Origin of the sequence: Ruegeria sp. HKCCA5463 (assembly GCF_013034175.1) — a bacterium.
In the GTDB taxonomy this organism is placed as follows: domain Bacteria; phylum Pseudomonadota; class Alphaproteobacteria; order Rhodobacterales; family Rhodobacteraceae; genus Ruegeria.
Genome location: NZ_WQFL01000005.1, coordinates 203522 through 228040 on the forward strand (window position 1 = coordinate 203522; position 24519 = coordinate 228040).

Here is a 24519-nt window from a genome sequence, read left to right on the forward strand (position 1 = left end):
TGAAGGCGTCCAATTCGGGCGCCTTTTTTCTTTGCTGACAGCCATTTGCGGACGCGTTGTCGGTTGTTAGTCTGACCGGGGGTCCAGAGCCTATCCCAGGTCAGGTAAATGCAATGGTCGTACGAAAACTAAGCACCACCCGCAGCATCCTTCTTTTTGAAGGTGCCGACAAGGCGGCGTATTGGCGACGCTTTGCAATGTTGCTGACACTGTCTGTCGTGATTGCCACCATGGGTTTGCTGCGCAACTCCGGCGCTGTCGTGATCGCGGCCATGCTTGTGGCGCCGCTGATGACCCCGATCCTCGGGGTGGCCGCCGCGATGGTCATGGGATGGCTGAAACGCGCGGTGACGCTGGCGCTTACGGTCTGCCTGGCTGCCATTGTCTGCGTGATGATGGCGTGGTTTCTGGTCTATGTCGCCGATGTTCCCCGTGGCATTTTGATCCCCGATCAGGTCCTGGCGCGCACCGATCCCGGCACCGAAGACCTGATCGTCGCGCTCGCTGCCGGTGTGGCCGGGGCCTATGTCCAGATCAACAAATCCGAATTGAGCCTTCTACCCGGCGCGGCCATCGGTGTTTCGCTTGTTCCCCCGCTGTCGGCCTCGGGCATTCTTTTATATTTTGACGAACCCGCCGAGGCCTATGAGGCAGGGCTGCTTTTCGCAACGAACCTTGGCGCGATCATTCTGTCAGCCTGCGCGGTTTATCTTGTCTATGCCGCGCGGTCCGTGGTTTTCAGCAAGGGAAAGCGCAAGCTGAACTTCACCGCCAGCGTCTTTGTCGCGATCGCGTTTCTGGTCGTCGTCGTCCTGCAACTTGGGAAGTCCACCTACAACCGTTATCTGGAGACGCGCACCGAGGCGCAACTGGCCGATGCCATTCGCGAATGGGCCGATCCGGTTTCCGTGGAAATCATCCGCATCGACGTCAACGCTCAGCGCAAGCGGGCCGAGGTTTGGCTGATCGTCGATCTGCCAGCCGAAGCGCAGTTCAAGGTTTCTTCCATTGCCGGTTTGCTGCCACCCAAGCTGCGTGAGACCCCTCTGGTCGGGGTGCTGGAGGAGGAGCTTGGACCCGGATACCTGGCCATTATCCGGTATCAGCCGCGTATCGGGGCCCAGATCATCCTGGGAACCGAAAACGTTCAGCAGGCCCCGGACGTCACTGAAATTACCGAAGACGAGTAGCAGTTTCACCCATTCCTTCGCGCAAACGGGAATGCGGGATGGTGTTCGGGCCCAAGCTTTGCCATAGCTGTCGGCAGCGCGATATCAGACCCAGAGGCCCCCATGACCCAGATCGTTTCCTCGCTTTCCGAGATCTCGGACCGTTACAAAGCATTGTTCGTCGACCTTTGGGGCTGTGTTCACAACGGCATCACGGCCTACCCCGAGGCCGTCGAAGCGCTGAAGGCCTATCGCGCCAAGGGTGGACTGGTGGTCTTGGTCACGAACTCTCCCAAACCCCGCGCCGGGGTGGCAGAGCAACTCGTGCAATTCAACGTCCCCACCGACGCGTATGACACCATCGCCACCAGCGGGGATTCCGCGCGATCTGCGATGTTCCGGGGTGCTGTGGGGCACAAGGTTTATTTCATGGGCGAGTGGCAGCGCGATGCGGGCTTTTTCGAACCGCTGAAACTGCTGGATCACCCCATCCATATCGAGCGTGTGCCGCTGAAGGAAGCCGAGGGTATTGTCTGCTGCGGCCCGTTCGACCCGATGGCCGACCCGGATGTGAACCGGCCGGATTTCCTGTACGCCAAGCAGATGGGGATGAAACTGCTTTGTGCGAACCCTGACATTGTGGTGGACCGCGGCGAGGTGCGCGAATGGTGTGCCGGTGCTTTGGCCAGGCTGTACACCGAAATGGGCGGCGAGAGCCTGTATTTCGGCAAACCGCATCCCCCGATCTATGATCTGGCCCGTCGCAGGTTGCAGGAACTGGGGTACGATATCCCCGACAGTGACATTCTGGTGATCGGCGACGGCCCCCACACGGACATTCTAGGCGGCATGGGAGAGGGCATTGATTCTCTGTTCATCTCGGGCGGATTGGCCGCGGCAGAAACTAAAACGTCGCATCATCCGCACCACGAATCCCTAACCGCCTATATTGAAAGGGAAAAGATCAATCCAACCTACACAATCGGGCGCTTGAGGTAGCAAGAAAAGACTTGATTTTCTGCAACTGCGAAGTAATAAAGTTGCCAACCTTGGCTAAATGATGGTTTTTTCTTTCACGGCCGACTTCGAGTGAGGGCAACATGTTGGACAATCTTCCGCGCGGAACGATCTGTATCGAAGACATCGAAATGGGAATGTCCCGCCACCTGCGCAAAGTGGTGACGGATGAAGATATCGAAATGTTCGCGCAGGTCTCGACCGACCGGAATCCGGTGCATCTGGACGACGACTATGCCCGCGATACGATCTTCGAAGGCCGTATTGCCCACGGAATGCTGACGGCGGGTCTGATCTCGGCCGTGATTGGTGAACAACTGCCGGGTCATGGTACTGTTTACATGGGTCAGTCACTGAAGTTCCTGGCGCCTGTGCGTCCGGGTGACATGGTCTATGCCGAGGTGAAGGTGATCGACATCGATTTTGCCAAGCGCCGCGTCAAGCTGGACTGCCATTGTTCGGTCGAGGGCAAGAAGGTCCTGATCGGCGAAGCCATGGTGCTTGCCCCGTCGCGCAAGTTCGACTGACTGGCAAACACAGTTTTGCAAAAGGCGCCGGAGCGGCGCCTTTTTTGTTTGGGCACTCAACTGCACACAAGGCCGTCAGGAAGAACGGGCTCGTTTTCGCCCTTTCAGCGAACCTGATTCCAGAATGATTTCCGACACCACGTGTTCACGCCTGTAGGCCATCACATGAACCCCGGAAACACCGGCGATGTCCCGGATCTGCTGGATCAGTTCGATACAGATCTTCTTGCCCTCTTCCGCGGGCTTTTCGGCCTTTTCCATCCGCTCGATGACATGATCCGGGATGTGAATTCCGGGCACATTGCTGCGCATCCAGCGTGCCGCGCGTGCCGAAGCGATGGGCCCCACACCGGCGATGATGAATACTTTTTTGTCCAGACCGGCATCCCGAACACGATCCATGAACCTTTCAAAGAGCGGAATGTCGTAGATATAGTTGGTCTGAATAAACTCGGCGCCCGCCTCAACCTTCTTTGCAAGACGTTCCGGGCGCCAGTCGTAGGGCGGTATACAGGGGTTTTCCGCCGCACCCAAAAACAGTTGAGGGGGGCGCGTGATCTTGCGGCCGGAAAGAAACTTTCCCTGATCGCGCATCGTTCGGATCGTCCGCAGCAAGGTCAGGGAATCAAAGTCGAACACCGGTTTTGCCCCCGGTTGATCCCCAACCCCGACACCGTCGCCCGTCAGGCACAGCACGTTGCTGACGCCCAGCGCCGCAGCCCCCAAAACATCCCCCTGAATGGCGATCCGGTTCCGGTCTCGACACGAAATCTGATAGACCGGAGAATACCCCGCGCGGGTCAACAACGCACAGATCCCTATCGAAGACATGTGGCAGTTGGCACCAGACGCATCGGTTGCATTGATCGCATCCGCCACTTCACCCAGCGGCTGCGCCGCCTGAAAAACATCCTCGGGGTCAGCGCTGTCTGGCGGGTTCAGTTCAGCGGTCACTGCAAAGCGGCCCGAACGCAGAACTCTTTCCAATCGACTGTGCGAAACATAGCCTTCGGGAACAGGCACATAGCCGATCGGCTCGACCTCGCTGCGATGGGCATCATTCATTTCTTCAGCTCCCGGTTCACCGCGTTGGGGGGTTCAGCAGCCAGAGGTGCCGCAGAGGGTTCGTTTTCGCGCGCCTCCGGGAACGCCTGCGCAAGCGTTTCGCGGGCAGCGTCCCGGGCCTCGCGTTCCTGTGCAGCGATCTCGCGGCTGACCCGCAGCCAGGACGATGACCCCTTCAACGTATGTTCCACGGGCGGAAGAACCTCTTTTATCTTGTCGCCCCCGTGTTGCATGCGGCTGGCCCCGTCCCAGGCCAAAGCCCAGACGCATTTCATATCGGGCTTCACCTCGCAGAACTCACCGGGACGTACGCCGCCGCATGGGCCGTTGCGCAGTTGCTTGGGGCAGTTCATCGGGCAAGACATACCCGTCGAAGACAAAACGCATTGTCCGCACATCTTGCAATCAAACAAAAGACTTTTGACGCCTTTTTCGACCAGCGCGATGGGGCGTTCAACGCGGTTGTAGCCGATCCTTGCAAAGACCGGATCCATCGCGACCATGCCCCGTTCGACACATTTATAAATCCACTCGAACGCACGGGCGTTGCGAATCGCGAACAGTCGCAATCGATACATGGTCTGCCTCCTGTGCTGGGTCTATTTGAACCTGGCCGGGCCATCGTCCGCCCCCCCAGCGTGGTCCGAGGGCCGGAAACCCAGTCTACACCCAGTATTTTTTTTGGATCAAGCAGTTGGCCGAATGTCGCGCAGCATTCCGGGGATGCCCTGTGTGCAATCAGGTCTGACAAATGGTTTTGGTGTGTTTCGCCAGGACCCGTGCCTTGAATTCAAACTGCCGCTTGAACAAATCGCAACGCAACGCTACGCAATCGCCTATGCACATCATCCGGGATTTCCAGTTTGTCGAGCCAGAAGATCGCGGCGCCAGCGTTGCGATCGGGAATTTTGATGGCGTCCATTTGGGGCACCAGTCGGTCATCGAACTGGCCCGCGACGCGGCCCCGGATGCGCCACTGGGGGTCATGACATTCGAGCCGCATCCACGTGAATACTTTGCGCCGGACTCTCCTCCGTTCCGCCTGATGCGCGGCAATGCGCGGGCGCATCGGCTTGAGAAGCTGGGTGTGGAGAAACTGTACGAGCTGCCGTTCAACGCGGCGCTGGCCGGGCTTTCCCCTGATGAATTCGCGCGCAACGTGATTTGTGACGGTCTGGGTCTGTCCCATGTCGTGGTCGGGGCCGATTTCTGTTTTGGCAAGGGCCGCAGTGGGACGGCTGACGATCTGGTTCGCTTCGGGCAAGAGATGGGATTTGGCGTGACGATTGCCCCTTTGATGCAGCGGTCGGAAAACGTGGTCTCGTCAACCGCCATCCGCACCGCATTGAGCGAGGGTCGCCCAAGGGATGCAGCCGCGATGCTGGGCCATTGGCACAGGATCGAAGGCGAGGTGATCGGCGGCGAGCAACGCGGGCGGGAACTGGGTTTCCCAACTGCGAACATGTCCATCGAAGGGCTCCACCCGCCGAAATTCGGTGTCTACGCGGTATTGGTCGACGTGCTGGATGGCCCGCATCAGGGTAGTTATCACGGCGCGGCCTCGGTTGGGGTGCGCCCGATGTTCCATGGCGAAGTGCCAAATATCGAAACCTTCCTGTTCGACTTTTCCGGCGACCTGTACGGGGCGACCTTGTCGGTGGGGCTGATCGAATTCCTGCGCCCTGAAATGACATTTGACGGGCTGGATGGTCTGATCGCGCAGATGAATGCCGATTGTGAACAGGCCCGGGACATTCTGGCCGCCCTATGAGCGCTGATCCGATTCAACGCACCGGCCTGCCCGCCCGGTTCTGGGAACGCAAACCCCTGCGCAAGATGAACCAGCGCGAATGGGAAGCTTTGTGCGACGGTTGCGGCAAATGTTGCCTGAACAAGTTGGAGGATGAGGACAGCGGCGAGGTTGCCCTGACCTGCGTCGCCTGCCGCCTGCTGGACGATGAAAGCTGCCGCTGCACGCAATATGACATCCGGCATCAATTCGTGCCTGAATGCATCGTCATGACACCCGACAATATTGACGAAAACGCCTATTGGTTGCCGCAAACCTGCGCGTATCGGCTGCTGTGGGAAGGCAAAACGCTTTACGACTGGCACCCTTTGATATCTGGTACGCCGGAAACCGTGCACGCCGCAGGCGTGTCGGTCCGAGGGCGCACGGTGTCCGAGTTCGAAACCCCCATGGAAGAGTGGGAAGACTACATTATCGAGGAGCCTAGCTGATGTATTTCGCATCTGACAATTCCGGGCCGGTTCACCCGCAGGTCATGGCCAAACTGGCCGAGGCCAATCAGGGCTACCAGATGGCCTATGGCGCCGACACGATGATGAACGAGGTGCGTGACCGCATTCGCAGCATCTTTGAAGCTCCGGGGGCGGCCGTCTATCTGGTGGCGACGGGGACAGCGGCAAATTCGCTGGCTCTTGCCACATTGTCCAACCCCTGGGAAACGATTTTCTGCTCTCCGGTTGCCCATATTCACGAAGACGAGTGCAACGCGCCCGAGTTTTACACCGGCGCCAAGCTGACCCTTGTTCCCGGCGGCGACAAGATGGCGCCGGACGCGCTGCGCGGGTCCATCCTGGGCGAAGAAACCCGTGGTGTTCACGGGCCGCAGCGCGGGCCGGTGTCGATCACCCAGGTCACCGAGCGCGGATCGGTCTATTCGCTGGAGGAGTTGCAGGCGCTGTGCGGGGTCGCAAGGGAATATGGCTTGCCGGTCCATCTGGATGGGGCCCGGTTCAGCAATGCCCTGGTGGCCCTGAATTGCTCTCCGGCTGACATGACATGGAAAGCCGGGGTGGACGCGGTCAGCTTCGGCGGCACCAAAAACGGCCTGATGGGCGTTGAAGCGGTGGTGTTCTTTGACGAGAGCAAGGCCTGGGAATTCGAGCTGCGGCGCAAACGCGGGGCGCATCTGTTTTCCAAGCATCGCTACCTGTCCGCTCAGATGGCGGCTTATCTTGAGGATGATCTGTGGCTGAAGCTGGCGCGTCAGGCCAACGCAAACTGTGCCCGGCTGGCCGACGGCCTGCGTGCAAAAGGGGCCGAGTTCCTGCACGAACCACAGGCCAATATGATCTTTGCCGCTTTTTCACGCGCGAAGCACAAACAGCTGCATGAGGCCGGGGCGGTCTACCACCTCTGGGGGGACGAGCTGGAAGGTGATGATGACGATGAAAGCCTGGCATGCCGACTGGTCTGCGACTGGTCGATCGGAACGGCCGAGATCGATCAGTTTCTCAGCCTGTTGTAACACCCGTTCCGCGGCCAGCTTTCCAGAGCTTTCGAAGCAGCGCGCTGGTTTCACGGGGGTGCGAAATGGGCAGCATATGCCCTGCGCCTTGCACCACGTCATGGCGTGCGGTCGGCAGACGGCGCTGCAATCCATCACAGATTGCGGGGATCGTCGGGTGGGTCTTTGATCCGCTCAGCAACAGGGTTGGCATCGATACGCGCTTGCATCTGTCGGGGTCAAGCAACCCGGCGCGGTCATCGTACAGAACGGGGTAAGACGCAGGAACAACATGAATTCCACGCATCATTCCGGCGCGCGTCCGCTCTGGCAGGTCCGGCCATTTTGGGCCGATACCGGTGCTCCACATCCGGTTGAACAACCGCGCGGCCAGCGCTTCGTCGCCTGCTTGGAACGCTGCTTCAATCGGTTGTGACTCTTGCCGGTGTTGATCGTACAAATGGGGGGCGTCCTGTTTTGCCACGGCAAAGAACACGGGCTCGATCAGGGTCAAGCTTCGAATACGGTCCGGGTGCTCCATGGCCAGTCTGAGCGCAACGATCGCCCCAAAGGAATGGCCGACCAGATCCGTGGGCTCGGTCAATTCGACCGCCGCCAGCCCTGTCACAGCGTCAAAGAAATCGCTTTGACCGTCCCAATCCGGACTGCGCCCATGAGACAGCATGTCCGGTGCAACAAGACACACGCTGCCATCCAATGCCTTGGCCAGGCCGGACCACGCGCCGGAATGTGCAATGGTGCAATGAAGGGCAAGCAATTTGCGCCCTCCGTCGCCCAATCGTCTCACGAAGCCGGACTGCATCGCCGTCGGGGCTGTCATCCATTCATCTCGGACAGATGCCGATCCAGATCGTCCAGGCGATCCTGCCCCCAGAACCTTTGACCATCCGGCGTGATGTAGAACGGCGCGCCGAACACGCCGCGATCCACGGCTTCTTCCAGATTGGCGGCATAGGTTTCGGCCCCGACCAGCAGACCGCTGTTGGCCAGTTCCGGGTCAAACCCGGCATTTGCCAGGCAGTCCCTGATCACATCATCCTGAGCGACGTCCTTTTCTTCGGCCCAGCAGGCGCGCAGGATCAACTGGCACAACTTGCCCACGTCGCCCGAACCATCCTTGATCGCGGCGATGATCGCATAGGAAGACGGCGCCATGTTGGTCGGCCAGTGCGCCGGTTGCAGGTTGAACTCCATCCCCAGTTTCTTCGATTGGCGCAGCAATTCCTGAGCGCGGTATTCGATGCGCGAGATATGACGGTCTTTTGGCGGCGTACCCCCGGTGCGTGCGAACAGCGCCATGACGTCCAGCGGTTTGTAGCTGATCGATGCACCATGTTTCGCCGTAATCTCTTCCAGCCGGTTCCCCGCAAGATAGCTGTAGGGCGAAATTGTCGCAAAAAAGTAGTCAATCTGGGTCATGTTCACTTTCTCCGCTGCGTTACCTTTGCGGGACGGTAAGGCCATGCTAAGCGGTGTCAACATCACGAATCTGTCACATTGCCATTGCTGCCCGGGGACCTCAGCCGATGCCGACACTTCACGAACCCAAGCTTATCGCTGGGAACGCCAACCTTCCACTTGCCGAAACCATCGCCCGCCGAATGAGCCTGTATCGCGGTGTCGACCAGGGATTGGTCGATGCACGCGTCGAACGGTTCAACGACGGCGAGATCTTCGTTGAAGTGTTCGAGAACGTACGCGGCGAGGATATGTTCATCATCCAGCCGACCTCGAACCCGGCCAACGACAACCTGATGGAGCTGCTGATCATCGCCGACGCACTGCGCCGTTCGTCTGCACAGCGGATCACGGCCGTGATCCCGTATTTCGGCTATGCCCGCCAGGATCGCCGCACCAAGGCCCGCACGCCCATCAGCGCCAAGCTGGTGGCCAATATGCTGACCGGCGCAGGGATCGAGCGGATTCTGACGATGGATCTTCATGCCGCGCAGATTCAGGGATTTTTCGATATGCCCGTCGACAATCTGTACGCCTCGCCGATCTTTGCGTTGGATGTCAAAAACCAGTTCAAGGACAATCTGGATGAGATCATGGTGGTTTCACCCGACGTGGGCGGCGTGGCGCGCGCGCGTGAATTGGCCAAGCGCATCAATGCCCCCTTGTCGATCGTTGACAAGCGGCGCGAGAAAGCAGGCGAAGTCGCGGAAATGACCGTTATCGGGGATGTGAAGGACAAGATCTGCCTGATCGTCGACGACATGTGTGACACCGCCGGAACGCTTTGCAAGGCCGCGCAGGTCCTGTTGGACAATGGCGCCAAGGAAGTTCATTCGTACATCACGCATGGCGTCATGAGCGGCCCTGCGGTCGAGCGAGTGACGAACTCGGTCATGAAGTCGCTGGTGCTGACCGACACGATCCAGCCGACCAAAGAGATTTTGAAGGCAAAGAATATCCGCATCGTTCCGACTGCGCCGATCTTCACCCAGGCGATCCTGAACATCTGGAACGGAACCAGTGTGTCTTCGCTGTTCGAAGACAAGACACTGACCCCGATCTACGAATCCATGTACCAGATGGATTGAGCTACAGGGGCGGCCGAACATGTCGCCCCCTGATATCTGAAATACCGATTGCGCGGATATCTGACCATGGGGCGCGATCGGCGATACAAGTGGAATCACCTCCATGACTGCCAACAAACGTATTGTTCTTTCCAGCGATCACGCGGCGATCGAGCTGCGCCAGTCCGTGGCCAACCACATCGCACAGCAAGGTTGGGACGTGGTTGATATCGGCCCGACAAGCCCGGAAAGCACCCATTACCCCAAGCACGGCAAGGCCGCGGCGCAGGCCGTTGCCTCGGGCGATTGCAGCTTGGGTATCATCCTCTGCGGCACTGGGCAGGGTATCATGATGGCTGCAAACAAAGTGCCCGGCATTCGCTGTGGCGTTTGTTCCGACGCATTCTCGGCCCGCATGATCCGCCAGCACAACAACGCCAACATGTTGTCGATTGGCGCGCGGGTTGTCGGTGAGGGTCTGGCGCTGGACATCGTTGACGCGTTTCTGGGTGCCGAATTCGAAGGCGGCCGCCACGCCACGCGCGTGGACATGATCGAAGCACAGGACGACTGAGCCCAATCAATCGTTCAAACGCCTGAAAACATGGCGAACCCGGATCAGGAAATATTCCAGTCGTCCGGGTGTGCCACCTCTCCTATCGCGGTCCAGCTGGCCCGGATGCGGGCAATCCGAGTGTCGGACCAGGTCCGGAATACTGCGTCGAATCCTTCGGTTGTGATATGTTCGGCCTGAACCTCTGCGCGCAGCGCCGAGGACGTGTCCACATCCCACAGAGAGATCCCGATCTGCACCACGGGCGGGGTTCGAAATGCTTCTGTGAACCGAATGGGGGTTCGGCGTTCGCGCGGCCCCTGCCCGGTCCACATTTCGCCGCCTTCGGCAAATTCCGAAAACAGGACATTCTCGCCCTGCGCAATTCCAATCGGATGGGTTAGGAACTTTTTCATCATATCATCATTATTCTTGAATTCCCGTAACTTACCCCGGCATTTCGGCAAAATCACGACAAAAAAACGGCCCCGCAATTGCGAGGCCGCTCTATTTTTTCACTGGCGGGCCCGTTACAGGCTCATATGTGTTCCAAGCGCTTCCATGTCGGCCAGCAGCTTGGCCGCGTCGTCGACGATGGTCTGATCATCGCCACCCTTGGCTGCCTCATGCGAGGCGCGGGCGTCTTCGATCAGCTCGTCCAGATGCGCGCGGGTCACTTCATCCACCGGGATGGCCTTTTCGGCCAGGACCGACAGGCTGTCGCCGTTGATCTGGGCAAACCCGCCGGTGACCAGGTATTCGCTGGACCCTTCGGGTGCCTCGACCTTGAGCAGACCGGGGCGCAGCGTGGTGATGGTGGGGGCATGATCGGGCATTGCCGTCATGTCCCCGTCCGCGCCGGGAATCTGGACCGCGCTCGCCTGAAGCGAAGCAAGGCTCCGCTCGGGGCTGACGAGGTCGAATTGCATCGTGTTTGCCATCAGGGATACTCCTTAGGCGGCTTCTGCGGCCATCTTCTCCGCTTTGGCGATCACTTCGTCGATGCCGCCAACCATCAGGAAGGCCGCTTCGGGCAGGTGATCGTATTCGCCGGCCACAACGGCCTTGAACGACGCGATGGTCACATCCAGAGGAACCTGAACGCCGGGCGAACCGGTGAATACCTCGGCCACGTCGAACGGCTGCGACAGGAAACGTTCGATCTTACGGGCACGGGCCACGGTCAGTTTGTCCTCTTCCGACAGTTCGTCCATGCCGAGGATGGCGATGATGTCCTGCAACGACTTGTAGCGCTGAAGGATCTGCTGAACGTCGGTCGCAACCTTGTAGTGCTCTTCTCCAACGATGGCCGGATCAAGCAGACGCGAGGTCGAGTCGAGCGGGTCAACGGCCGGATAGATACCCTTTTCCGAGATCGCACGGTTGAGGACGGTGGTCGCGTCCAGGTGCGCGAACGAGGTTGCCGGCGCAGGGTCGGTCAGGTCGTCCGCAGGCACGTAGATCGCCTGAACCGAAGTAATCGAGCCCGACTTGGTCGAGGTGATCCGTTCCTGCAAGGCGCCCATGTCGGTGGCCAGCGTCGGCTGGTAGCCCACTGCCGAAGGAATACGACCCAGCAGAGCCGACACCTCGGAACCCGCCTGCGTAAAGCGGAAGATGTTGTCGACGAAGAACAGAACGTCGGTACCGGACTGGTCGCGGAACTGTTCGGCCAAGGTCAGACCGGTCAGAGCAACACGTGCACGCGCACCCGGAGGCTCGTTCATCTGACCATAAACCAGCGCCACTTGGCTTTCCGACAGGTTATCGGGCTTGATCACGTTCGATTCGATCATCTCGTGGTACAGGTCGTTCCCTTCACGGGTCCGTTCACCAACACCCGCGAACACCGAGAAACCCGAGTGCACTTTTGCGATGTTGTTGATCAGTTCCATGATCAGAACGGTCTTGCCCACACCGGCGCCGCCGAACAGGCCGATCTTACCGCCCTTGGCGTAAGGGGCCAGCAGGTCAACAACCTTGATGCCGGTGACCAGGATTTCCGACTCGGTCGACTGTTCGTCGAACTCGGGCGCGGGCTGGTGGATGGCGCGGGTTTCGGATGCTTCGACCGGGCCTTTTTCGTCGATCGGTTCGCCGACCACGTTCAGGATGCGGCCCAGGGTGGCGTTGCCGACCGGAACCGAGATCGGTGCGCCGGTGTCGGTCACGGCCTCGCCGCGGACCAGACCTTCGGTCGCGTCCATCGCGATGGTGCGGACAGTATTTTCACCCAGGTGCTGAGCAACTTCCAACACCAGGCGCTTGCCGTTGTTGGTGGTTTCCAGCGCGTTCAGAATTTCAGGCAGCTGATCTTCGAAGTGCACGTCGACGACGGCCCCGATGATCTGTGTGACTTTGCCTTTTGCATTCGCCATGTTTCGTCTCCGGTTTTCTTACAGCGCTTCGGCGCCGGAAATAATTTCAATCAGCTCGTTGGTGATCACGGCCTGACGCGAGCGGTTGAACTGGATCGTCAGCTTGTCGATCATCTCACCCGCGTTGCGTGTCGCGTTGTCCATCGCGGACATCCGTGCACCCTGTTCAGACGCCCCGTTTTCGAGCAGAGCCGAGAAGATCGCAGTCGCAACCCCCTTGGGCAGCAGGTCGGCCAGAATGGCTTCTTCGCTGGGCTCGTAGTCGAAGATGGCACCGCTGTCGTCACCCGCCGCTTCGTCCTCGAACGAGGCAGGGATGATTTGCTGTGCCGTCGGGATCTGGGTCACGACGTTGACGAACTTCGAGTAGAAGATCGTGGCCACGTCGAACTCTCCCCCGTCGAAACGAGACAGGATGTCCTTCGCGATGTCCTGCGCGTTGGCATAGCCAAGACGCTTGACCTCGCTCAGGTCGATATGTCCAACGAACAGATCGCCAAAATCACGCTTGAGCGCGTCGCGGCCCTTCTTGCCGACAGTCAAAACCTTGACTGTCTTGCCTTTCAGGCGCAGCTCTTCCGCCTTTTGGCGGGCCAGCTTGGCGATGTTCGAGTTGAAGCCGCCGCAGAGGCCGCGTTCAGCTGTCATGACAACCAGCAGATGGACATCATCGCTGCCCGTACCACGGAGCAGCTTGGGGGCACTGTCGCTGCCCCCGACCGAAGCCGCCAGCCCTGCCATCACGGCATTGAACCGTTCGGCATACGGACGCGAGGCTTCGGCAGATTCCTGGGCGCGGCGCAGTTTTGCAGCCGCGACCATCTGCATGGCCTTGGTGATCTTGCGGGTCGATTTGACCGACTCGATCCTGTTTTTAAGGTCCTTAAGATTTGGCATATGCCCGCCTCTCCCTTAAGCGAAGGTTGCGGCGTATTCGTCCAGCGCAGCCTTGATCTTGTCGGAAGCGTCACCCTTGATCTTGGGGTCTTCGTCCGTGATCCACTGAAGCAGATCCGCGTGCTTGCCACGCAGGTGTGCCAGCAGGCCAGCTTCGTAACGGCCAACGTCGGACACATCGATCTTGTCGAGGTAACCGTTGGTACCTGCGAAGATGACGCAGACGATTTCAGCGTTGGTCAGCGGCGAGTACTGCGGCTGTTTCATCAGCTCGGTCAGACGCGCACCACGGTTCAGCAGCTGCTGGGTTGCGGCGTCGAGGTCGGAACCGAACTGCGCAAAAGCAGCCATTTCGCGGTACTGAGCCAGTTCCAGCTTAACCGGACCGGCAACCGACTTCATCGAGTTGGTCTGAGCCGAGGAGCCCACACGCGAAACCGACAGACCGGTGTTCACGGCGGGACGGATGCCCTGGTAGAACAGTTCGGTTTCAAGGAAGATCTGACCGTCAGTGATCGAGATCACGTTGGTCGGGATAAACGCCGAAACGTCACCACCTTGGGTTTCGATAACCGGCAGAGCGGTCAGCGAGCCGGCACCGAAGTCCTCGTTCAGCTTGGCCGAACGCTCCAGCAGGCGCGAGTGAAGGTAGAAAACGTCGCCAGGATAGGCTTCACGTCCGGGCGGGCGGCGCAGCAGCAGCGACATCTGACGATAGGACACAGCCTGCTTCGACAGGTCATCATAGATGATCAGTGCGTGGCGACCGTTGTCACGGAAGTATTCGGCCATCGCGGTCGCGGCGTAGGGTGCCAGGAACTGCATCGGTGCCGGGTCGGACGCGGTTGCAGCCACAACGATCGAGTATTCAATCGCACCGGATTCTTCCAGTTTCTTCACCAACTGCGCAACGGTCGAACGCTTTTGACCGATGGCTACGTAAACGCAGTACAGTTTCTTCGACTCGTCGTCGCCTGCTGCGTCGTTGTAGGTTTTCTGGTTCAGGATCGCGTCCAGAGCAACGGCGGTTTTACCGGTCTGACGGTCACCAATGATCAGCTCACGCTGACCACGGCCAATCGGGATCATCGCGTCAACCGATTTCAGGCCGGTTGCCATCGGCTCGTGAACCGACTTACGAGGAATGATGCCCGGCGCCTTAACGTCCGCGACGCCACGCTTGGTTGCGTTGATCGGGCCTTTGCCGTCCAGCGGGTTGCCCAGACCGTCCACAACGCGGCCCAGCAGCTCGTCACCGATCGGAACGTCCACGATCGAGTTGGTGCGCTTGACGGTGTCACCTTCTTTGATGTCACGGTCGGAACCGAAGATAACGACACCGACGTTGTCGCTTTCCAGGTTCAGCGCCATGCCCATGATGCCGCCGGGGAATTCGACCATCTCACCGGCTTGCACATTGTCCAGACCGTATACACGGGCAATCCCGTCACCGACGCTCAGCACGCGACCGATCTCGGCCACTTCGGCTTCCTGACCAAAATTCTTGATCTGGTCCTTCAGGATTGCAGAAATCTCTGCAGCTTGGATTCCCATTTATCCGACCTCTTTCATTGCATTCTGTAGGGAGTTCAGCTTCGAACGGATCGAACTGTCGATCATTTTCGAGCCCACTTTAACGACAAGACCGCCGATGAGGCTTTCATCCACGGTCGCATTGATTGTCACCGTCTTGCCCACACGCTCGGACAGCGTCTTGGACAGTTTTTCCATCTGGGTCTTGGTCAGTGCCTTGGCCGAGGCAACCTCGGCGGTCACTTCGCCGCGCTCTTCGGCCAGCATGTCGCGCAGAACCTTCAGCAGTTGCGGCACGACGAACAGGCGGCGCTTCTGCGCCATCAGACCCAGCGTGTTGCGCAGGATGGGGTTCAGACCCATCTTGTCTGCGATCGCAGTGATCGCGCCTTCCTGTTCAGCGCGGGAAACCAGCGGCGATGCGATCAGGTCGCGCAGCTCTGCACTGTCGTCCAGCGCGGCTGCCAGATCATTGATGCCGGATTCCAGACCTGCAAGGTCGTTGTTCTCTTTTGCGATCTCGAAGATCGCGGTGGCATAGCGCTCGGCGATGCCAGTGGAAATCGAAGCTGGTTCGGACACGTCCACCCTTCCGATATTTTGGGCCCCGAATTCGCGTGCGGCAGCTACCCCGGGGGCGTGAAGAAACCCCGGCCAGACGGTCGGGGATCAAAATCACCGGGGATGTAGCAGAGCCGAACCAACCAAGCAATACGCTATAGCGGTAACAGATTTATCCACAAATTGTTATTTTTCATTAACTTACGGCAAGTGCGACGGTTTGAACACATTGGCCCAGTTGAAAAATGTTACGAATATGCAGGTTTTTGCGATTCCTGTGACTTTTTTTCCTCAATTTTTCGCATGGAATTGCCCGGGGTCTCAGGCGGGCTTCAGCAAGCCGTCCAGCGCCTTGATCGGTTTTTTGACCGCGTCCTTGGTCACGCTGCCGCTTGGCGGGCGGATATGTTTGCTGACTTCGACCATCAGCACCCCACCCGCCATCACCGTCGGAATCCGCTGGCCGGTCTTTTCGATCAGGTTGCCGGATTTCAACCAGAATCGCCGGAACGACGGAGGCATATACAAGGCCGAGCAATGCACCTCGGGCAGAAAGTGATGCGCCTTGAGCTGGTTCTCCAGCTGAGTTGCCGAGTACGGGCGCCCGAACCCGAACGGGGTCTTGTCCGACCGTGACCACAGACCCGCCCGGTTGGGTACTATGAAGACGGCCCGGCCACCGGGGCCCAGCACGCGCCAGCATTCGTCAAGCAACTGGTTTGGCCGTTCCGACGTTTCCAGCCCATGCATCACCACAAGCTTGTCCACGTGGCCGGTCTCGATCGGCCAGAGGGTTTCTTCGGTCAGGACCGAAACGTTGGGCATGCCTGCCGGCCATGGCATCACGCCCTGTGGTCCCGGCATCAACCCGATGACCCGGCGCGCATCCGACAGGTAAGGGCGCAGCAAAGGCACCGCAAAACCGAATCCCGCCACTGTCTGGCCTTTTGCTTCGGGCCAAAGCTCGATCAGACGCCCGCGAATAGCCGCCTGCGCCGCACGCCCCAATGTGCTACGGTAATAGAAGTTCCTCAGATCCTGTACGTCAAGATGCATTGCGGACATCCGGTCAATCGGCTTAGCTGGGCGTAGTCTAGCAATGAAAGGGCAAAAGGCCATGCCTCTTGAAATCGTTACAATCCCATGCCTCAGCGACAATTACGCCTTTCTGGCGCATGACGCCGTCACTGGCCAGACCGCCCTGATCGACGCGCCCGAGGCCGCACCGGTCCTGAAGGCGCTGGATGACCGGGGGTGGACACTGTCACATGTGCTGTTGACCCATCATCACTGGGATCACGTGGACGGGCTTGCGGGTATATTGGCCAAACAGCGGGCAAAGGTCATCGGGGCCGCCGCTGACGCAAATCGCCTGCCGCCGCTGGATCAGCAAGTTACCGAGGGGGACAGTTTCGAGATCGGTGGCGAACCGGTTCAGGTTCTGGACGTTTCCGGGCATACGGATGGCCATATTGCGTTTTACATGCCGCAGAGTTCCGCCGTGTTCACCGCCGACAGCCTGATGGCGCTGGGTTGTGGGCGCCTGTTCGAGGGCACACCCGCGCAAATGTGGGTCTCTTTGAACAAGCTGGCCGCCCTGCCGGACGACACTTTGGTTTGTTCAGGGCACGAATATACACAATCCAACGCCAAATTCGCGATTACAGTCGATCCCGAAAACCAGGCCCTGGAAGATCGCATTGCAGATATCGACCGCGCGCGTGCGGCCGGAAAAGCCACTGTTCCTTCGACTCTGGCCCTTGAAAAGGCCACAAATCCGTTCCTGAGGGCCGCCGATCCGGCGATTCAGGCGAAATTGGGTATGGTGGGTGCTGACCCCGAGGCCGTTTTTGCCGAAATTCGGGCTAGAAAAGACCGGTTCTGATGCCTATTTGCTCCTCTTCAGGGCCACGGTCACAACAAATGTGACTGTCAAGTGAAAGAAAACCCTTGAAGCCGGGCCACGATCAACCAAACTCTAGTATTATGAGGACATGGTTGGGATGGGGTTCCGGCCAAGAAACCGCCCCCTTCTGACCCAAGACAGAGGAGCACCCGCGTGCCTTCATTCTCGAGCACATTGGAACAAGCCATCCACGCGGCCCTGGCGGCTGCGAATGAACGGCGCCATGAATTCGCAACGCTGGAGCATTTGCTGCTGGCCCTTCTGGAAGAACCCGATGCCGTTCGCGTCATGAAAGCGTGCAGTGTCGATCTGGACGAGTTGCGCAGCACTTTGGTGGAGTTCATCGACGAGGATCTTTCGAATCTGGTCACAGATATCGACGGATCCGAAGCCGTACCCACCGCAGCGTTCCAGCGCGTCATTCAGCGCGCCGCGATCCACGTGCAAAGCTCGGGCCGGACCGAAGTGACCGGCGCCAACGTTCTGGTCGCCATATTCGCCGAACGCGAAAGCAATGCCGCCTATTTCCTGCAAGAGCAGGACATGACCCGTTACGACGCGGTCAATTTCATCGCGCATGGCGTCGCCAAGGATCCTGCCTATGGCGAAAGCCGCTCGGTATCCGGTGCGGATCAGGTGGAAGAAGACGCCCAGACCGCATCCGGCGAAGCCGAACAGAAAGAAAGCGCGCTGGGAAAATACTGCGTGGATCTGAACGCCAAGGCTCGAGCTGGCGATGTCGATCCGCTGATCGGACGCTCGGATGAGGTGGAACGCTGCATCCAGGTGCTGTGCCGCCGCCGCAAGAACAACCCGCTGCTGGTGGGGGATCCGGGTGTGGGCAAGACCGCCATCGCAGAAGGCCTTGCGCACAAGATCGTCGGTGGCGAGGCCCCCGATGTGCTGGCCAATACCACGATCTATTCGTTGGACATGGGCGCGCTGTTGGCCGGAACCCGCTATCGCGGTGATTTCGAAGAACGTCTGAAAGCGGTTGTGACCGAACTGGAGGATCACCCGGACGCGGTGTTGTTCATCGACGAAATCCATACCGTGATCGGTGCCGGAGCGACCTCAGGCGGTGCGATGGATGCCTCGAACCTGCTGAAGCCTGCGCTTCAGGGCGGCAAACTGCGCACCATGGGCTCGACCACCTACAAAGAGTTCCGTCAGCACTTCGAAAAGGACCGAGCGCTGAGCCGCCGGTTCCAAAAGATCGACGTGAACGAGCCTTCGGTAGAAGACAGCGTAAAGATTTTGCGCGGGCTGAAGCCCTATTTCGAAGAGCATCATGACATCAAATACACCGCCGATGCGATCAAGACGGCGGTCGAGCTGTCGGCGCGTTACATCAACGACCGCAAGCTGCCCGACAAGGCCATCGATGTGATCGACGAGGCCGGCGCGGCGCAGCATCTGGTCGCGGAAAGCAAGCGGCGCAAGACCATTGGCGTCAAAGAGATCGAGGCGGTTGTCGCCAAGATCGCGCGTATTCCGCCCAAGAACGTCACCAAGGATGATGCGTTGGTGCTGAAAGACCTCGAAGCATCGCTGAAACGGGTGGTGTTTGGTCAGGATCTGGCAATCGAGGCGCTGTCCAGTGCGATCAAACTGGCCCGCGCCGGTCTGCGCGAACCTGAAAAACCCATCGGCAACTATCTGTTTGCCGGTCCGACGGGGGTTGGCAAGACCGAGGTGGCGAAACAGCTTGCAGATACCCTGGGTGTGGAACTGCTGCGTTTCGACATGTCGGAATACATGGAGAAACATGCGGTCAGCCGCCTGATCGGTGCCCCTCCGGGCTATGTCGGGTTTGATCAGGGTGGTCTGCTGACCGACGGTGTCGACCAGCATCCGCATTGCGTGTTGCTGCTGGACGAAATCGAAAAGGCCCACCCGGACGTGTTCAACATCCTGTTGCAGGTGATGGACCATGGCGAGCTGACCGATCATAATGGTCGCACGGTGAATTTCCGCAACGTGGTGCTGATCATGACCTCGAACGCGGGCGCGCAGGAACAGGCCAAGGCCGCCATCGGCTTCGGTCGCGATCGGCGCGAAGGCGAAGACACGGCCGCGATCGAGCGCATGTTCACACCGGAATTCCGCAACCGTCTGGATGCCGTGATCTCCTTCGCACCGCTGCCGAAAGAGGTCATTTTGCAGGTGGTCGAGAAATTCGTCCTACAGCTTGAGGCACAACTGCTGGATCGTGGCGTGACCATCGACCTGACCCCAAAAGCTGCTGAGTGGCTGGCCGACAAGGGATATGACGACAAGATGGGTGCACGCCCGCTGGGTCGCGTGATCCAGGAGCACATCAAGAAACCCCTGGCCGAAGAGCTGTTGTTCGGCAAGCTGGCCAAAGGCGGCGTGGTTCGTGTCTCGGTCAAGAAGGGCGAACTGGATCTTGAAATTCTTGGCCCGGACCAACGGCGCATTTCAGGAGACAAACCACCTCTGTTGACGGCAGACTGACCAAAATACAGACAACTCCTTCAAAGCCCGGCGATCCCCATCGCCGGGCTTTTTCTCTGCTGGCAGCATAAAGTGCGACGGAAAAAGACTTCTGCTGCGTGTCATCTTCAATGATGAACGCAAGACAGGGATCGACACGTGAGCAAAATTTCAATCCTCTGGGGCGCCGCCTTTGCCCTATCCGCCGTTGCCGCTGTGGCAACTGCACAGCACCGGTTTCGCTATCACGACGAAACGACCGCAGAACCGCTGAGGTTGGTGCCCGCAACCGAAAACCCCGGGAAAAGCAGCGCCTCGGTGAAAGAAAAAGGCGGAAAAATCAAAGTGACGGGCAATGGTATTCCTGATCATCTGGTTGGCCGGTTTCCAAACCAAGGCAATCCGCACCAGATCGAACAGCAGAAGGTCAGGTTGAAATTGCCTGCAAATCCAACGGCCAAAGGTGCAATCACACCGCTGCAAATGGGGTGGAACTTTGGCGTGTCACTCAACGGGGTTGTGTTCGACCCGCTGGCGGCCGAGTTCTGGCATGGCGACCCCGGATCCGGGTGGTCCTACAATGCTCTGGGTGGCGCTGTTTCCTTGGGATTGGACGCCAATTTTGCCCATGTACAGCCGAATGGAAAATATCACTATCACGGTGTACCGACAGGGTTGGTCAAGCTGCTTGGATGGTCACCGTCCGAGCATTCACCCTTGATCGGCTATGCCGCAGATGGTTTCCCGATATATGCCGTCACTGGCGTCGTAGGGGGCAAAGTGACCGAAATGACGTCGTCCTATCGTCTGAAACCCGGCAACCGGCCGGGTGGCGTTGCGCCGGGCGGGCGGCATGACGGCACCTTCAACGAGGACTACGTTTTTGTTCAGGGTCACGGCAATTTGGACCAATGCAACGGCGCCTTCACCGTTTCAGCAGAATACCCTTCAGGAACCTATGCGTATTTTCTGACCGAGGATTACCCCGTGGTACCCCGGTGTTTCATGGGCACTCCGGATCAAAGCTTTCGCTTTGGCAGACGGTAATCGGTTTGACCTCATCACGCAGATTACCCAGGCAAGAGGCAAGGGTTTTGCTATCTTTCCGTGAGTTTCAGCTCGATCCGGCGATTCTGCGCCCGCGCCTCGGGCGTGTCAGCCGGATTGACCGGCTGGAACTCACCAAACCCGTTTGCCGCCAGACGATTGGGCGGGATGCCCAGCGCGTCGACCATATAGCGCACAACAGACAACGCGCGACCCTGGCTGAGTTCCCAGTTGTCCCGGTATCGGCCCGAACCAGCCAGCGGAACGTTGTCGGTATGGCCGTCGACCCGGATCACCCAGTTCAGACCGGGCGGAATTTCAGCGGCGACACTGCGCAGGATGTTGGCAACTTTCGCAACCTCCTGCTGCCCTTCCGCGGACAGCACGGCTGATCCTGTCGGAAACAAAACCTCGGACGAAAAGACAAAACGGTCGCCTTCAATCCGCACACCTTCCTGATCGCCAAGGACATCCCGAAGACGTCCGAAAAATTCCGAACGATAGCGTTGCAGATCTTCCGCCTGCGCTGCCAGTTCCTCATTCTGACCGGCCAGTGCTTCGGCCTCGGCTTCGAGACGCAGGCGTTCGGCTTCTTCCAGCAGGCGGCGGCGGCGTTCTTCCGAAGCGGCACGGGCCAGCGCGGCATTCAGGTCCTGACCCAAAGTCTGGATTTGGATTTCGGCGGCCTCGTTGCGCTCTTCGAAATCATCCAACAGGGCCTGCAATGACCCCAACTGCCCGCGCAGGGCGGCAATCTGCTGGTTGAGAAGTGCCGCCTCACGCTGGGCCTCGGCTGAGATTTCTTTCTCTTCCGACAATGTCGATTCGGCCAGAGCCAGCAAGGCCTGCCTTTGTTCGGCCAAGGTGCGTTGTTCATCAGCATCCGCCTGCGCTTGCGTTTGCGCCTCCAGGGCGGTTTCAAGCTGGGCGCGCAATTCATCAGGATTCACGTCGCCGAATTGTCGCTCAAGCTCAGCCCGCGCGGCTTGCGCGGCGGCCAGAAGAGTCAGCGTGTCTTCGGCCTCTTTGCGTTGTGCCTCCAACGCGAGCGTCATGGCCGTCAGTTCGGCATCCGCATCCTGAAGACGGTTTCGCAATGCCTCGGCAGCAGCGGCTTCGACCAGGCGGGCGGCTTCTTCATCGCTCAGTTGCTGTTCAAGGGTGGCAATTTCCGCCGCGCGTTCCTTGCCGCTTTGCTCCAGATCCGCAACCATTGCTTCCAGCGCCTCGCGGCGGGCGGCTGCCAATCGGGCCGCTTCCGTCTGCGCATCGATTTCCTCGCGACTTTGTGCAAGGGCAAGGTTCAGCGCCTCTTGTTCCGTCAGCAATTGCTCGCGCTCAGTCTCAAGCGCTGCGATGTCGCCCAAAGCCTGCTCCTGCTCGGCAAGCAGCGCCGCAACCTGTGCTTCGAAATTCGTGATACGGGTCTGCGCCTGATCCAGCGCGGCGGCCTGACGGTCGCGTTCGGTGGTCAGTGAGGCGATCAGCGACTGCGCTTGCGCCAGATCGTCTTCGGCCTGCGACAGCGTCGTGTTCAACGCACCCAGCCTTGCCTGCAAGCGGCTGTTTTCACGCTCTTCCAAACCCAGTGCGCCCGCAAGCGCAGCAACTTCGTCTGCCAGTGTCGTCAGTTCGTCTTCCTGCCCCGAAATGGTCTCGCGCAGAACAAACTGAATCACCATGAAAATGGTCAGAACGAATGTCAGCACCATCAGCAGCCCGGTCATAGCGTCCACGAATCCGGGCCAGACCGAGCCCTGGAAGCGTTGACCGGTGCGGCGGGACAGCGCCATGGACTACTCTCCTTCCGGCGTGGAGCGTACCGCGCCTCGCGGCAGGGTCAGGGCCTTGACCAGCAGTTCGATATCCTTGCGGAATTCGTTCATGCTTTCCTGACGACCCGCCGAAATCTCTTCGAGAATGCGTAGCAACTGCACGTCCATCGAGCGCAGGCGCATCCGGCTTTCGGCATCGATGCCATCGCCTGCACCGTGTTCGCGCATGTGGTCAAGCAACGCATCCTGCCCCAGCGCGACACGCTCCAGAGCCGAAGTGACGCTTTCGGTATTGGCCTGGCGATTGTTCATCTCGGCAATCACATCGACCAGTTGCCCCAGCTTGGCCGAAACCTCAGCCCGCTCGCTTTCCTGAGCGGCAAACAGATCCTGCAACGCATCCATCTGTTCGGACATGGCATCCAGCACAGGTGTCAGTACGGCGATCTCTGCTCCACCCTCTTCACCACCGGCAAATCCGACGCGGGTGATCGAGGACAACCATTCTTCGAGCTCGCGATAAAAGCGGTTCTGCCCGTGCCCGGCAAACACTTCGAGCAAACCAACAATCAGCGATCCCGCCAAGCCCAGCAGAGAGGACCCGAACGCAACACCCATCCCCTGCAACTGCGCCTCGAGCCCCGTCATCAGGCGATTGAAGACGGCCAGCCCCTCTTCGCCTTCCTGCGGGTTCAGGCTGCGGATGGTGTCGACAATGGCTGGAACGGTTGTCGCCAGGCCAAAAAATGTACCCAGCAGACCCAGATAGATCAGAACGTTGGTTATATAACGCGTGATTTCCCGTTCTTCTTCGACACGCTCGGCCACGGAATCCAGAATGGACCGGGTAGAGGTGGAACTGATCTGTGAGCGCGCGCCTCGCTCGCGCAGCAGCGATGCCAAAGGCGCCAGCAACTGTGGTGTGCGCGCATCTTCGCGAACAACACCACCGACAAAGGCCTCGATCCAGCGCACGGACCCGATCAGCTGCGTAACCTGATAAAAACAGGCGAAGACGCCGATAAAGAACACAATCAGGATGAAGCCATTCAGATACGGATTGGCATAAAAAACCGGCAAAACGTATGGAAGCGCCAGAAACACCCCCAGCCCGGACAGGCCGATCGCCATCAACATCAACAGAATTTGTCGAATTGGATGCGAGAAATGGGGTCTCGCGCCCTGATGTGCCTGCGCCATGCGCGTGGTTCCCGGTATTTGCCTGCTTTGCGTCGAATCTAGCGGGATTCCGCGCGTGACGCCAAGAGTTTATGCGGTGATGTCGCGCACCCGTTGCGCCAACCACTCAAGATCATGGTCACGCAGCCCGATCTCGGCCAGATGTTCTACGGTGTTGTAAAGATATTCGTCATTCGGACCGCGCCCGCCAACCGCATGGGCGATGATCCGGGCCTGTTCCTCCAACGGCATCCCGCCGCAATACTGGACGTGGTCGGCATCGATCACATAGGTAACGGCATTGACGATTTCGCCGTTTTCCAGGTGCACATCCAGCATACGTTCAACATAGGCCGAGGAAATCAGCTCGCGCTCGCGCAGCTCGTGCAGCGTACGGTCTTCGTGACCCGCCTCGACCGCAAGGGCCAAACCGGTGCAACTTGCGTTCTCCTGTTCGTCCAGTGCCAGCACCAGGCCGGGTTTTTCTTCGGTCCCGCGATGGTGGATCGAGCTCATGCAGAAGGACCGGGAATAACCATGAAGTGTCGCGCGTTCACTGCGTGCCACCGGAAAGCCCGGATTCCACAGCAGCGATCCATATCCGAATACCCACATCGTCATTGCACTGGTCCTTGCCTGTTTCGGCCTATAAACA

Annotated in this window: 25 protein-coding genes; 11 read left to right on the forward strand and 14 right to left on the reverse strand. The window is 59.2% G+C overall.

Features of this window, described 5'->3' with window-relative positions; genetic code table 11:
• The first annotated feature begins 113 nt into the window (after positions 1–113).
• The 3 genes from GOW09_RS12620 to GOW09_RS12630 all read left to right on the forward strand — a co-directional run bounded on the left by GOW09_RS12620 (position 114) and on the right by GOW09_RS12630 (position 2713).
• The gene (locus tag GOW09_RS12620; protein WP_152458998.1) at positions 114–1190 is read left to right on the forward strand and encodes a DUF389 domain-containing protein; all 1077 of its coding nucleotides are present in this window, start codon (positions 114–116) and stop codon (positions 1188–1190) included.
• A gap of 102 nt (positions 1191–1292) precedes the next feature.
• Positions 1293–2168 (forward strand): TIGR01459 family HAD-type hydrolase, encoded by an 876-nt coding sequence (locus tag GOW09_RS12625; protein ID WP_171118790.1) that lies wholly within the window; start codon positions 1293–1295, stop codon positions 2166–2168.
• Between the two features lie 101 nt (positions 2169–2269).
• Positions 2270–2713: a MaoC family dehydratase gene (locus tag GOW09_RS12630; RefSeq protein WP_117872517.1), complete on the forward strand. Its 444-nt coding sequence runs from the start codon at positions 2270–2272 to the stop codon at positions 2711–2713.
• A gap of 75 nt (positions 2714–2788) precedes the next feature.
• Here GOW09_RS12630 and GOW09_RS12635 read toward each other — a convergent pair whose 3' ends face one another.
• Positions 2789–3778, reverse strand: a complete 990-nt coding sequence (locus GOW09_RS12635; RefSeq protein ID WP_171118792.1) for a methylenetetrahydrofolate reductase — start codon at positions 3776–3778, stop codon at positions 2789–2791.
• On the reverse strand, positions 3775–4356 hold the full coding sequence (locus GOW09_RS12640; protein ID WP_171118794.1) for a methylenetetrahydrofolate reductase C-terminal domain-containing protein: 582 nt from the start codon (positions 4354–4356) through the stop codon (positions 3775–3777). The genes GOW09_RS12635 and GOW09_RS12640 overlap by 4 nt, the downstream gene beginning before the upstream one ends.
• 260 nt (positions 4357–4616) lie before the next feature.
• On the opposite strand from GOW09_RS12640, the gene GOW09_RS12645 reads away from it, so the two are divergent.
• Genes GOW09_RS12645 through GOW09_RS12655 form a run of 3 tightly spaced genes read left to right on the forward strand, consistent with a single transcriptional unit; the run spans position 4617 to position 7053 of the window.
• Positions 4617–5549, forward strand: a complete 933-nt coding sequence (locus GOW09_RS12645) for a bifunctional riboflavin kinase/FAD synthetase (protein WP_152459002.1) — start codon at positions 4617–4619, stop codon at positions 5547–5549.
• Positions 5546–6019, forward strand: coding sequence for a YcgN family cysteine cluster protein (locus GOW09_RS12650; protein ID WP_171118796.1), 474 nt, complete (start codon positions 5546–5548; stop codon positions 6017–6019). Before GOW09_RS12645 ends, GOW09_RS12650 begins: the two co-directional genes overlap by 4 nt.
• Positions 6019–7053, forward strand: coding sequence for a low specificity L-threonine aldolase (locus tag GOW09_RS12655; protein WP_171118799.1), 1035 nt, complete (start codon positions 6019–6021; stop codon positions 7051–7053). The genes GOW09_RS12650 and GOW09_RS12655 overlap by 1 nt, the downstream gene beginning before the upstream one ends.
• Here GOW09_RS12655 and GOW09_RS12660 read toward each other — a convergent pair.
• Together GOW09_RS12660 and GOW09_RS12665 are read right to left on the reverse strand one after the other, a co-directional pair.
• Entirely contained in the window at positions 7040–7873 is an 834-nt protein-coding gene (locus GOW09_RS12660; protein WP_171118802.1) for an alpha/beta fold hydrolase, read from the reverse strand. The two genes, GOW09_RS12655 and GOW09_RS12660, sit on opposite strands and share 14 nt — an antisense overlap.
• Positions 7870–8472, reverse strand: coding sequence for a 2-hydroxychromene-2-carboxylate isomerase (locus tag GOW09_RS12665; protein WP_171118804.1), 603 nt, complete (start codon positions 8470–8472; stop codon positions 7870–7872). The genes GOW09_RS12660 and GOW09_RS12665 overlap by 4 nt, the downstream gene beginning before the upstream one ends.
• A gap of 107 nt (positions 8473–8579) precedes the next feature.
• Here GOW09_RS12665 and GOW09_RS12670 point away from each other — a divergent pair, with 107 nt between their 5' ends.
• Positions 8580–9599, forward strand: coding sequence for a ribose-phosphate pyrophosphokinase (locus GOW09_RS12670; RefSeq protein ID WP_152459007.1), 1020 nt, complete (start codon positions 8580–8582; stop codon positions 9597–9599).
• 103 nt (positions 9600–9702) lie between these two features.
• On the forward strand, positions 9703–10152 hold the full coding sequence (gene rpiB, locus GOW09_RS12675; protein WP_171118806.1) for a ribose 5-phosphate isomerase B: 450 nt from the start codon (positions 9703–9705) through the stop codon (positions 10150–10152).
• Between the two features lie 44 nt (positions 10153–10196).
• Here rpiB and GOW09_RS12680 read toward each other — a convergent pair whose 3' ends face one another.
• The 7 genes from GOW09_RS12680 to GOW09_RS12710 form a co-directional block, all read right to left on the reverse strand.
• Positions 10197–10547 carry an H-type lectin domain-containing protein gene (locus tag GOW09_RS12680; protein WP_171118809.1) on the reverse strand — a complete coding sequence of 117 codons (351 nt, stop codon included), beginning with the start codon at positions 10545–10547 and terminating at the stop codon, positions 10197–10199.
• Positions 10548–10661: 114 nt separating this feature from the next.
• Positions 10662–11072 (reverse strand): F0F1 ATP synthase subunit epsilon, encoded by a 411-nt coding sequence (locus GOW09_RS12685; protein WP_171118811.1) that lies wholly within the window; start codon positions 11070–11072, stop codon positions 10662–10664.
• 12 nt (positions 11073–11084) lie between these two features.
• The gene (atpD, locus tag GOW09_RS12690; protein ID WP_171118813.1) at positions 11085–12509 is read right to left on the reverse strand and encodes a F0F1 ATP synthase subunit beta; all 1425 of its coding nucleotides are present in this window, start codon (positions 12507–12509) and stop codon (positions 11085–11087) included.
• A gap of 18 nt (positions 12510–12527) precedes the next feature.
• A complete protein-coding gene (locus GOW09_RS12695) occupies positions 12528–13406 on the reverse strand; it encodes a F0F1 ATP synthase subunit gamma (RefSeq protein ID WP_171118815.1) in 879 nt (292 codons plus the stop codon).
• A gap of 15 nt (positions 13407–13421) precedes the next feature.
• A complete protein-coding gene (atpA, locus tag GOW09_RS12700) occupies positions 13422–14960 on the reverse strand; it encodes a F0F1 ATP synthase subunit alpha (RefSeq protein WP_152459013.1) in 1539 nt (512 codons plus the stop codon).
• The gene (locus GOW09_RS12705; protein ID WP_171118817.1) at positions 14961–15521 is read right to left on the reverse strand and encodes a F0F1 ATP synthase subunit delta; all 561 of its coding nucleotides are present in this window, start codon (positions 15519–15521) and stop codon (positions 14961–14963) included.
• Between the two features lie 300 nt (positions 15522–15821).
• Positions 15822–16556, reverse strand: coding sequence for a class I SAM-dependent methyltransferase (locus GOW09_RS12710; RefSeq protein ID WP_152459015.1), 735 nt, complete (start codon positions 16554–16556; stop codon positions 15822–15824).
• Positions 16557–16617: 61 nt separating this feature from the next.
• Here GOW09_RS12710 and gloB point away from each other — a divergent pair, with 61 nt between their 5' ends.
• From gloB to GOW09_RS22620, 3 genes are all read left to right on the forward strand, one after another.
• The gene (gene gloB, locus GOW09_RS12715; RefSeq protein WP_171118819.1) at positions 16618–17385 is read left to right on the forward strand and encodes a hydroxyacylglutathione hydrolase; all 768 of its coding nucleotides are present in this window, start codon (positions 16618–16620) and stop codon (positions 17383–17385) included.
• A gap of 174 nt (positions 17386–17559) precedes the next feature.
• Positions 17560–19884 (forward strand): ATP-dependent Clp protease ATP-binding subunit ClpA, encoded by a 2325-nt coding sequence (clpA, locus tag GOW09_RS12720; protein WP_171118822.1) that lies wholly within the window; start codon positions 17560–17562, stop codon positions 19882–19884.
• 138 nt (positions 19885–20022) lie between these two features.
• On the forward strand, positions 20023–20910 hold the full coding sequence (locus tag GOW09_RS22620; RefSeq protein WP_171118824.1) for a YHYH protein: 888 nt from the start codon (positions 20023–20025) through the stop codon (positions 20908–20910).
• Between the two features lie 50 nt (positions 20911–20960).
• Here the strand turns inward: GOW09_RS22620 and GOW09_RS12730 are convergent, their stop codons facing one another.
• The 3 genes from GOW09_RS12730 to GOW09_RS12740 all read right to left on the reverse strand — a co-directional run bounded on the left by GOW09_RS12730 (position 20961) and on the right by GOW09_RS12740 (position 24485).
• Complete coding sequence (locus GOW09_RS12730; protein ID WP_171118826.1) at positions 20961–22703, reverse strand: peptidoglycan -binding protein; 1743 nt, start codon at positions 22701–22703, stop codon at positions 20961–20963.
• Positions 22704–22706: 3 nt separating this feature from the next.
• Positions 22707–23885, reverse strand: coding sequence for a biopolymer transporter ExbB (locus GOW09_RS12735; RefSeq protein WP_171118828.1), 1179 nt, complete (start codon positions 23883–23885; stop codon positions 22707–22709).
• Between the two features lie 69 nt (positions 23886–23954).
• Entirely contained in the window at positions 23955–24485 is a 531-nt protein-coding gene (locus GOW09_RS12740; protein WP_152459021.1) for a gamma-glutamylcyclotransferase, read from the reverse strand.
• Positions 24486–24519 lie beyond the last annotated feature (34 nt).